Source organism: Scytonema hofmannii PCC 7110, assembly GCF_000346485.2.
Classification (GTDB): Bacteria; Cyanobacteriota; Cyanobacteriia; order Cyanobacteriales; family Nostocaceae; genus Scytonema; species Scytonema hofmannii.
In genome coordinates this window covers 917,552-927,020 of sequence record NZ_KQ976354.1, presented here as the reverse complement: position 1 = coordinate 927,020, position 9,469 = coordinate 917,552, and the positions used below count along the sequence as shown (strand labels likewise).

At 40.8% G+C, this 9,469-nt stretch carries 8 protein-coding genes; 2 read left to right on the top strand and 6 right to left on the bottom strand.

The window, feature by feature from the left end; translation table 11 throughout:
• Positions 1 to 1,462: glycoside hydrolase family 38 N-terminal domain-containing protein (locus WA1_RS59345; RefSeq protein WP_473163454.1), on the bottom strand; the 1,462-nt coding region annotated here is incomplete at its 3' end.
• A gap of 102 nt (positions 1,463 to 1,564) precedes the next feature.
• Between WA1_RS59345 and WA1_RS03975 the strand changes: the two genes are divergently transcribed.
• Entirely contained in the window at positions 1,565 to 3,370 is a 1,806-nt protein-coding gene (locus tag WA1_RS03975) for a hypothetical protein (protein ID WP_148662610.1), read from the top strand.
• A 303-nt stretch (positions 3,371 to 3,673) separates the two neighbouring features.
• On the opposite strand, the gene WA1_RS03970 is transcribed toward WA1_RS03975, so the two are convergent.
• From WA1_RS03970 to WA1_RS03950, 4 genes are all read right to left on the bottom strand, one after another.
• A complete protein-coding gene (locus tag WA1_RS03970; protein ID WP_017743361.1) occupies positions 3,674 to 4,342 on the bottom strand; it encodes a hypothetical protein in 669 nt (222 codons plus the stop codon).
• Positions 4,343 to 4,977: 635 nt separating this feature from the next.
• Positions 4,978 to 5,496 (bottom strand): ParA family protein, encoded by a 519-nt coding sequence (locus WA1_RS03960; RefSeq protein WP_017743363.1) that lies wholly within the window; start codon positions 5,494 to 5,496, stop codon positions 4,978 to 4,980.
• A 697-nt stretch (positions 5,497 to 6,193) separates the two neighbouring features.
• Positions 6,194 to 6,460 carry a PEP-CTERM sorting domain-containing protein gene (locus tag WA1_RS03955; RefSeq protein WP_017743364.1) on the bottom strand — a complete coding sequence of 89 codons (267 nt, stop codon included), beginning with the start codon at positions 6,458 to 6,460 and terminating at the stop codon, positions 6,194 to 6,196.
• Between the two features lie 160 nt (positions 6,461 to 6,620).
• Complete coding sequence (locus WA1_RS03950) at positions 6,621 to 7,022, bottom strand: hypothetical protein (RefSeq protein WP_017743365.1); 402 nt, start codon at positions 7,020 to 7,022, stop codon at positions 6,621 to 6,623.
• A 557-nt stretch (positions 7,023 to 7,579) separates the two neighbouring features.
• Here WA1_RS03950 and WA1_RS03945 point away from each other — a divergent pair.
• The gene (locus WA1_RS03945; RefSeq protein WP_017743366.1) at positions 7,580 to 8,338 is read left to right on the top strand and encodes a glycosyltransferase; all 759 of its coding nucleotides are present in this window, start codon (positions 7,580 to 7,582) and stop codon (positions 8,336 to 8,338) included.
• A gap of 331 nt (positions 8,339 to 8,669) precedes the next feature.
• On the opposite strand, the gene WA1_RS03940 is transcribed toward WA1_RS03945, so the two are convergent.
• The gene (locus WA1_RS03940) at positions 8,670 to 9,284 is read right to left on the bottom strand and encodes a hypothetical protein (RefSeq protein WP_148662607.1); all 615 of its coding nucleotides are present in this window, start codon (positions 9,282 to 9,284) and stop codon (positions 8,670 to 8,672) included.
• Positions 9,285 to 9,469 lie beyond the last annotated feature (185 nt).

The following is a 9,469-nucleotide window of genomic DNA, read 5'->3' as shown; positions in this document are numbered from 1 at the left end:
AGTAAGTTTCAGAAGTACAAAATTCAACATCGGGAAAAATGGGAGAATTTTGCCAGCGACGGGCGGTTTCCAACATATCACGAGTAGGACCGCCCCCATGATCCCCCACACCAGGAAGCCAAAGAGATTCAACTAACCCCGTTTGAGACAGCCACTCACAAGCATAAGACACCATCTTCACTGGATCTATACCTTCACCAATCAGTGCAGACATATAGCTGAAGACTTCACTCCCATCAGGAGACCTCCACCAAAAAGCACCATACTCAAACCGAGTGGTATCATTCCACCGCAACTTCTGAGTCACAAAATACTCAACACCCCCATTAACCAAAAACTGAGGCAAAGTTGCACAAAAACCAAAACTATCAGGAACCCACACCACAGTAGACAACCTACCAAACTTCTCCAACACATAGCGTTGACCATAGAGAAGCTGACGAACAATAGATTCACCCGCAATCAGATTCAGTTCCGGTTCAACCCAAAAACCACCCACCACTTCCCAACGTCCATTCGCCACCGCCCGTTGAATAGCACCAAACAAATCCGGACGATGTTCCTCAATCCAAGCATAAAGAGCCGGAGTAGAATGACAAAAAATCAACTCAGGAAAATCCTGCTGAAGCCTCAAAACCGATTCAAAAGTCCTCTGTGCAGCTTCCCAAGTTTCACCCACACGCCACAACCATGCTAAATCGAGATGAGCATGACCCAACAAGAAAATTTTAGATTTTAGATTTGGGATTTTGGATTTTAAAAGCTGTTGACGAACAACACAAAGCAACTCCTCAAACTCCCTTCCCCTCTCTTTCTCAGCGCCCTCAGCGCCTCTGCGGTTCAATTTCTTCCAATCCAACCCCTCAACAAAAGCCCTCAAAACATCCAACCGATCCCGCGCAAAACATTCCAAATAACACTGCATAACACCCAACTCATCAGCCACAAAACCAGGTTCCACAGAATCATCATTAGATTCATAAACCAGTTGCGACTTCACCAAAGCACCATCACAATGACCCGGACTCACCAAACGCAACGCCACCGTCAATTCCTCTCCTGGCGTGACACCCCCACTCAAAAGCACCCTTGGAAAAGAATCAAACAAATCCCCCTCAACCATCAACTGTTCATTCACATAAACCTTAGCAGAATCAGCCCACCAAACAAGCGCCAGACGCAAAGACAACCCCTGTAAGGGATAACCTTGTAAATCCTGAGGAATTATTAATTTTTGTAACAGCCATAAAACCTTTTGACCCCCAGCCCAAGTAATTTGTCCTTTTGCATTCAACTCAGCAAAATTCCAAGAAGATAGATCGGATGCATTCACTTCACATACACTCAAGTCACCTTCACAGCATCGCCAAGAAGACAGAATATTGACCTGACTCAAAGAACGCAGCTTTGCGATCGCGTCAGAAATTAATTTAGTATCGTCGTGAGATACGGGAGATGTCATATTTCCGCTAATATGAGAGAATTGATCGACGTAAACGATCTTCCGTCTATTTTTTTGTGGGATTCGGGCTACTCACAACACTTTCAACAAAAATTAACTACCATGCCTTCTGCATCTTCTGGTCGTTATCAAAGTAGGCTATTTAACTTCGTCCACCAACAATCTCGACGTTGGGGCGGACAATTCGAGCGCACTTTACGGCAGATACAAGTCACTGCCAGTTGGTCAATAGAGGCTCTTCTTCATCAAGTATATATGCTCATCCAAAAAACTGTCGAGTCATCTGGCAGACAGCTAAAAGCAGGTGAGCAAAACCGTGTTTTGCACTTACAAGGTAATGCGACTGATTCACAGCAGCCATCACCTCAATCTGCTAACAATGCGGTTGCACGAGTTCTAGAAGTGATACCGACTCTGCAAATAAAAGACAAAAAGACACAGGAACACGGAAATAGGGACAAGAGTTTCTCCCGATCTCGCTATATTCCCATTGTCCAATATCCCCATCCCTTTGTTCTTCATTCTTCCAATCCTGATGCCTCTAATTCACACTACGTGGAGATCCCAAGTTCTCTAATCCTCAATCCCCAACACATCCAGGGAGTTGCGTCAAATTTGGCAAACCGCAATTTAGTGCTTGTCGCTGCTGACAATGAGATTTTAGACATTTTGACACTTCAGCAGCAGAAAAAATTGCAAAACAGGATTAATGAAGAATTGATAACTTGTGAATCACTGCAGGTGCAACTCATAGAACCAGCGTTAGAAGAGACACAAAAATTACCAGAGATAGAGCGCTTGTTAAATCAGCTAATTTCAGGTAAGAAAGCGCATAGACCGACATTACCTCAAGAAGCGATCGCAGAAGACAATAATACATTTAAGTACTTGCCAATTCCATTTCAAGGTCTAGTCATACTAGATGAAACTATTGCCAAGTTAGAATCCAATACTTTAGTTCCAATATCTCGGACTAGTTCGGAATTGCTCCAAACCGTGCAAATTCAGTTAAACATATTTTTCTATGGTAAACAGCAGTCAATTACCAGCAGAGAAAAAGTATTATCAACTGAAGTCGGGGAGAATCAAACATCAAAAATATTGTCTTTAATCTGGGAAGCAATTAATTACTTTTTTGGAAAAGACGCTAACAAAAATTTAGAACCCGATCTAACGAAGAAAATTCGTGGTGGCTATACAATCAAAAACCGCCTACGCGGGTTAAATCCATTAATTCGCATAGGCAAACCTCGCTTGTATGGTAGCTCATTCCATGAGACCAAAACTTTTCAGGCATCCTCCAACACTTCACCTGAAACCTCTCAATTCCAAAAGGGTGAAATAGAAGATCCCTGGCTGACAATAGATGAATTGTTTAATAATTCACAACAGGTTAGTGAAGTTGATAAAGAGCTACATTTAAATGAATCTTTCTCAAACACAAACGTCCCTCTTCCTGAGACTTTATCCTATCCGCAAAATATCTTGCATTACTTTCAGAGCAAAACTTCAAAGCTGAAGGAAATATTAGGTTCGGTAAATCGGCAAAAATCAATTTCTGGCTTACTACAAACAGCTAAAAAACGTAGGAATCAAAAAATTAGTCGAGGATTGAGAATTGGAACTAATAGCCCTTCGTCCTCTCAAAAGCCGAGCGTTGCCAATTCTAACTCCCAGATTACAGAAGTTGACAGTCAAAAGACGAAAGGGGAAGCCACTCAGTCCTATCGTCAAACTGGCGCTGTTAAAGCAAAGCCAGATTGGATAGAAACTAGTGCCAGAACACTTGGTTATGTGAAACACCCCTTAGAATTCATACTCGAATGTTTAGACCGTGCCATGCTTTGGCTGGAGCGGATTTTTTTCAAGAGTTTTCTGTTTCTGAAAAGGCTTTTGAGAGGAAAGTGATGAAGACAGGCGGCGGAGTACAGCTACGATCCCTCATCCAACAGCTAGAGGCACAAAACCCCTAACCTTTAGGCCTACGGTGTACACAGAAGTCGAAAATAGCTCATAAACGAAAGTTTTAGCGTCAGTTTTACCCCACCCTAACCCAGACCTTATAAAGGGGAGGGAACTGGAAATTCAATTTCCCCCCTTTATAAACTATCCATTACCCGCATCTTTCTTAACAATGGTAAAACTCATATAATGCCAGAGCCATTGCTTGCGCTAGTCCACAGATTCATAACAGAAACTCCACTAATTTAATTAGGGTTTATTAATGGGTAATCCTAACCAGTCACTTAGTTCAGTAGCTAACCAATCTAGTTCATCTTCAGACACTAAAGATATAGAAATCCTGTATTTAGATTCCCCAGCCCAAATAATAATTTCAGATTCATATATACTACCTAAGTAGTCAGGTACATAGTCAGGTAAAGAACTAAGTTTTATGTGGCGTTTAATCCGCTCTAAATTGTTAATGTCTTGCCGTTGATTTGATTTTTCTTCATATATCTTAAATTCAAATATTTCATGACTTAAAGAAATTCTTTGCTGATTAATCTCTAGTCGTGTATTGGACAACATTGTGCCAAGAGAATTGGCAAACATCAAGAACATTGCTAGGGCAAAAGTCCACCAAGGAATAGAGAATAAAGCTAAGACAATTTTAGAGGACAAATCAGCCCAATAAATACCAAAGAGAATTGCAACCAAGGTTATACTAGGGATAATAAACATTACCCCGACGATAATCAGAGACACATAACCTTTGCTCAGCCCCGGCGAGGGAAAGATAATTTCCAAAGACTCTTCGTCTTTCCTTAATATGACTCTACTATTTTGTGGTTTTGGAATATCAGACGAAGCTTTCTTCGCAGACCATTCCTCTTTAAAAGAAGATTTCATAGAGTTATCTGGTTCAGAGCCATTCATGGTATTGGACAATAAATACTATCTGTAACATCTTATTCTTAGCAGTCTATAATGTTTTGAAATTCTGTTGGTGTTCGTTCACAGGTGAGAGTCGTCACTTTTCCAGGGGCAAGAAACAAGGCAACTCCAATAAATATACATAGAAGGCAACTGAGAGCGTAAGCTAATAAAGAACAATTTATTGACTTGCGAGCATTTGCAGGCAATGAAATTTGAAATCTCTCATTTTGTTTATCAGAATTCTTTGCTGATTGACTAGCCATATTAAATATTACCTATGAATCGGCTCAATACTATAACCTGTACCTGCAACTTTATTAAGTAACAGAGAAGTAACAATTAACAAAACATCTTTAATTATCGTTGCCACTCATAAAGCACATCCTATCAACAGCAAACTGAGCAAATTTGCTGGACTCGCAGGATGCCGTAAATTAAGACTGACAGTGCAGGTCTTTATAGTTTATTATAAAAAAAGTTAATTAATTTCTGCATATGGAAACTTTTATTTTATTAGAAACTATTTTGTTTTTAGTTAACTTCAGTGTCTTGTTATATTTTATCAAGCGTCAAAATACAGAAGCTTTCGAGCAAACACAAAGTAAATTAACTTTTGCAATCAGTCCCAAAATATCTCAATTGATTGGGATGTTTTTTGGTGGATTAGGACTTATTTTCTGACTTTTTCCTTGGGTAACTACGCCCATAACACAACTCAAATGTGCTTCCCTTGCCTGTTGACCCGTCTGCCTTGGTGCTGGAGGGATGATTGTGAGTAACACCCGATAGCGATCGCTCCCCAATGTTTTTAGTGTATCCACAGTTTGCAGGAGGGCATCCATTGCCAGTGCATCTGGAGTTGTGGGCAGGACTAACAGATTACATCCGTCCGCCAGTGCTTCTAAATCTTCCCGGCTAGGTCTGGCAGCTGTGTCTATGACTACGTGTTCAAAGTTGCGGCTGTGCATACTCGCTTGCAGTAAATCCACCACTTTAAAAGGTAACTCCCCTCTTTTCGCCCAACCCGTAGCGCTACGATTTGGATCGCCATCAACTAATAATGTGGTTCCAAGCTTAGAAAAATAGCAGGCAAGGTGTATGGCGCTGGTTGTCTTTGCCACACCTCCTTTAAAACTAGCAAGGGTAATAATCATGCCCCTCTCCAAAACCCGTTGCTTCTAAGTTTCACCTATCCAGGTGAAAAGTTGTATTGCCTACATTGCAAATAGTTACATTGTTGCCAATATAGATTTTCGCCAATTCAAAAATAGAAATAGCTAGGAGACGCGAGAGAGGCAATACTTTGGCTGCACAAGGATGCCCACAAGACTCTGATTTCATTGACGAAAATGCAGATTTTCACCAATTCAAAAATAGAAAAATCTAAAAAGCCGCATACTTCGGAAGCAGGCGATACGGCGTAAGCCGTTAAGCGAAGCTTATCGCCCGCTCAAAGACCGTACAACTTTACGCAATCTTAAGCACAACTATCACGCACCTAACCCAATCCATTAGTACAGGCATTGTGCGATCACTGCTGATAAGCAGACGCCGCCAAATCATAGGGCTAATGCCCAGAAGCACTACCTTAAGTTGGTAAATAACGGGTTCAGAGGAATTGGACATTGAGCCATATTACCGCATTACTTACCCCAGATCCCCCATTTTTTATTGCTCTCCAACGTAGAGAGATGATTGGCATAATCTTCTCCCTCCTTAAGTTAAGAGCATCTTTTTCTAGTAATTTTTGTAGTTTATCTTTGTTTGTACTTTGAGGTACAGCAATTGGCGACAGTGATGTTTAAACTCCCCTAAGTAAGTAGGGCAAGCGAACAAGCGCCCGATCCCTTGTTACCGCTTGCGTTTTAAAGCACAAGTAGCACCAAGAGCACCAAAGGTTAACAAACCTAAAACAGAGATAGGTTCAGGTACAGACTTTGTTGTATTAAAAGTGAAGTTGTCTAGAGCAATTTGTTCTCCACGACCTCCAACACCTGCATAAGTCCCACCAGATGAAGTAAACTTCAGCCGATCAATGCCAATGAAGTCGAAGTTAAACAATGTAGGAGCTACAGTATTTACGGTTACTGTTTTTGAATACTTATAGGACTTACGCACTGTACAAATTGACTATCCTATGCATCGACGGATAATGGTCGTTTCAGACTTGTAGGGGCGCAAGGCATTGCGCCCCGAAGGTGGGTGATGTTGGTCTCATTCGTTAAACAATCAAACGTTGAGGTGCTAAAAATGCTTACATCATATCTGACGGTTTCTGTCAATGCGTAAGTCCTAACTTAGTAACACCACCATTGAAGCCCTCAACTAGAATATTTAAACCGTTATTCCAAGCTGCTGTTAGATAGACACTATTAAAATCAAATTGTCCCTTAGCAACACTTATAGTGGCAGGTTTAGCAAATGAATTATATGCAACATATTGTCCTGATACAGTTCCCTTGTTATATCCGGATCTTGGAGACGCTACTGAATTGTTTCGCACAGAAAAATGGTTCCAATTTAATCCACCATAACCATTGAAGATAACTTGTTGATCGGCAGTAAAAATGTCATCAAAAGTCAGAGTGGCAGCCCGCACTGTACCATTGATTCCCAGAAAAATTACCACCGCAAGCGCTGTAGCCCTTGATAACTTTTTCAAAATAGACAAAGTAAGCATTTTTCTGATTGCTCCAAAACAACAATAGAATTGACGTAAAACTATTTGGTAAATGCAAGTGCCGCCTAGTTTGTTCTTTTTCGTACTTTGGCATTATCTTGAGAGTACCCGCAAGAGGTTCAATACTCTATTCATTGAATCAATACGCTGACATGAACTTCGTTATAAGTACTAAAATGATTAAAACTATAGATACTTAATATTACGTAGATGTTGAGAGAAAATGGTTAAGCGCAATCAATAGCAACTGAGTCTTGGGAAGCTCGTTCTTTGAAATCGTTGCTTCCCAATTGCATAATGGCTTGCTTGTTTTAGATAAAACAACGAGGCTTCTACGTAAGAGAGGCTAAATCTTTGACGACAAATAAGTAAGACTACTGTTATTAACCGCGTAATTGTGTTGATAAACTCTAAAGTCAAGGTTAAATATAACAAAGCTAAATAATGTGTTATCTGATGTTTAGACAATTACAGTATGAAATCCCAACACTTTAATAAGTCATGAAATATACATATGGCTTCAAATAAGTCGAAGTTTGTACCCTAGCAAAGACTTTATGGAAAAATCGATTTCTATCATCATGACGGTCTACAATCGGGAGCGCTATCTTGCCTCCGCAATTAAGAGTGTCTTAATCCAAACTTGCCCCGACTTTGAACTGTTAATTTGGGATGATGGTTCCACTGACCGTTCTGTTGAAATCGCTCGTTATTTTGCTCAAATCGATCCACGGGTGCGTGTAGTAGCAGCAGCTCGTCAAGGGCGAGCACGCTCTTTGAAGGCGGCGATCGCACAAACAACTTGCCCCAACTTTGGGTGGGTAGACAGTGATGACTTATTGGCACCGACTGCCTTAGAGGAAACGCTTGCTGTGTTGGCTGATAGCCCAGAAATTGGAATGGTCTACACCGACTATCAGGTCATCAATGAACGCAACAAAATCATGGGATACGGACAGCGCTGTCGCATTCCCTATTCTAAAGAGCAATTGTTGGTTGATTTTATGATTTTCCACTTCCGGCTACAGCGTCGATCTGTCTACGAGCAAGTGGGCGGCATCAACGAGCAATTTGAACTAGCTCAAGACTATGACTTGTGTTTGCGACTATCTGAAGTGACGGAGATAGAACACTTAGCAAAACCCCTCTACTACTATCGGCGACACTCTGAGAGTGCGTCCCATCAAAAGCGAGTTGAGCAAATACTGGCAGCGCGGGATGCGATAAACCTTGCTCTAGAACGTCGGGGGCTGAACGAGCGTTATGAATTAGATGTGGAGATTGTGGGACGGTACTGTTTGCGTCCAAAAGGATAACTAGAAAGAGAAAACATTAAATTTAAAATTTTATACAGCAAAATCCCTTCCTCTTGAACTGTAACCAAACCCTGACAACTTTTTTGTCTGGTGTTAATACACTTGCGCCTAGTTGAAACATCGCCCTGAATCTTTGAAGCAGCTACTTTAGTGAGCAATCTAGCATAACAGATAGAATACTTTGTGCATTTAATTAAAAGTTGAATGTGTTGCTAACTGCACTTCTAGATTTAAAAATTGGTATGTGGAAGCGTGCTACAACGTATGTGCTATTGCTTGTGCTAGTAATTAGGGTATTGTTGTCTGTGCCACCAGTCAAATTAATCACCCTTCAAATATGGTGAGCAGTGCCTGCGATCCCGTCCATTCTAGACCGTCGCAATGCCCAAACTAGTACTTTTCCAGTAACGGCTCCATTCAAAAAACCAGAAATCACTCCAAAAATTGCCCAGAACACAACTTCACTATCAATTCCAACACTCGCATTACGACTTGAATTAACAAAGGCTAAAGCCCAACCTATACTCCAACTGATAACCCAAGCTACAATACTAGTTAGTATCCAGACAATCCAAAACCGAGTTAGTAACACTTTACGAGCAAGCACTAACGATTGAGCTATCCCAGTAATTATACCACCCATAGCACCACCTACAGCACCTCCCACACCGCCTATCACAGATCCACTTGCGAAGGGCTTAACATTAGATAAATCTTTCTCATAAGCGAAAATCATGATGCCAACAAAAAAACCAAGATAGCTGATCATCATTCCTACATACAAACCAGGAATATTCGTTAGTATCCACCAAGGACTCATTCGAGGAACTTTTTTTCTAATTACCAGCCATTGGGCTAGTCCAATTAAAGTCCCAGGAACAGCAAAGGTCAGATAAACTATGGTCACCCTTGAGTTATATTCCAAGGCTGGTCTAATATTATTCAAAACTTTTGTAAAAATTAAAAAAAGAGTCAAGCTTACAGACACGCTTACAGTATTAATTAATATCCACTGCCGCAAAAATTTTCTCAGATTCTGTTCATTCGACATATAAAATAAAAAACGAAACTATAAGAGCGAGTTAATTAAGTTGTGTTGCTGGACTTCTGCACTAAAATTGTATAGAAGCC

What these genes read in the sequence shown, in the direction of transcription:
- WA1_RS03975 (WP_148662610.1), top strand. Translation starts at nt 1,565, where the DNA reads ATGCCTTCTGCATCTTCTGGTCGTTATCAAAGTAGGCTATTTAACTTC.
- WA1_RS03970 (WP_017743361.1), bottom strand. Translation starts at nt 4,342, where the DNA reads ATGAATGGCTCTGAACCAGATAACTCTATGAAATCTTCTTTTAAAGAG.
- WA1_RS03960 (WP_017743363.1), bottom strand. Translation starts at nt 5,496, where the DNA reads ATGATTATTACCCTTGCTAGTTTTAAAGGAGGTGTGGCAAAGACAACC.
- WA1_RS03950 (WP_017743365.1), bottom strand. Translation starts at nt 7,022, where the DNA reads ATGCTTACTTTGTCTATTTTGAAAAAGTTATCAAGGGCTACAGCGCTT.
- WA1_RS03945 (WP_017743366.1), top strand. Translation starts at nt 7,580, where the DNA reads ATGGAAAAATCGATTTCTATCATCATGACGGTCTACAATCGGGAGCGC.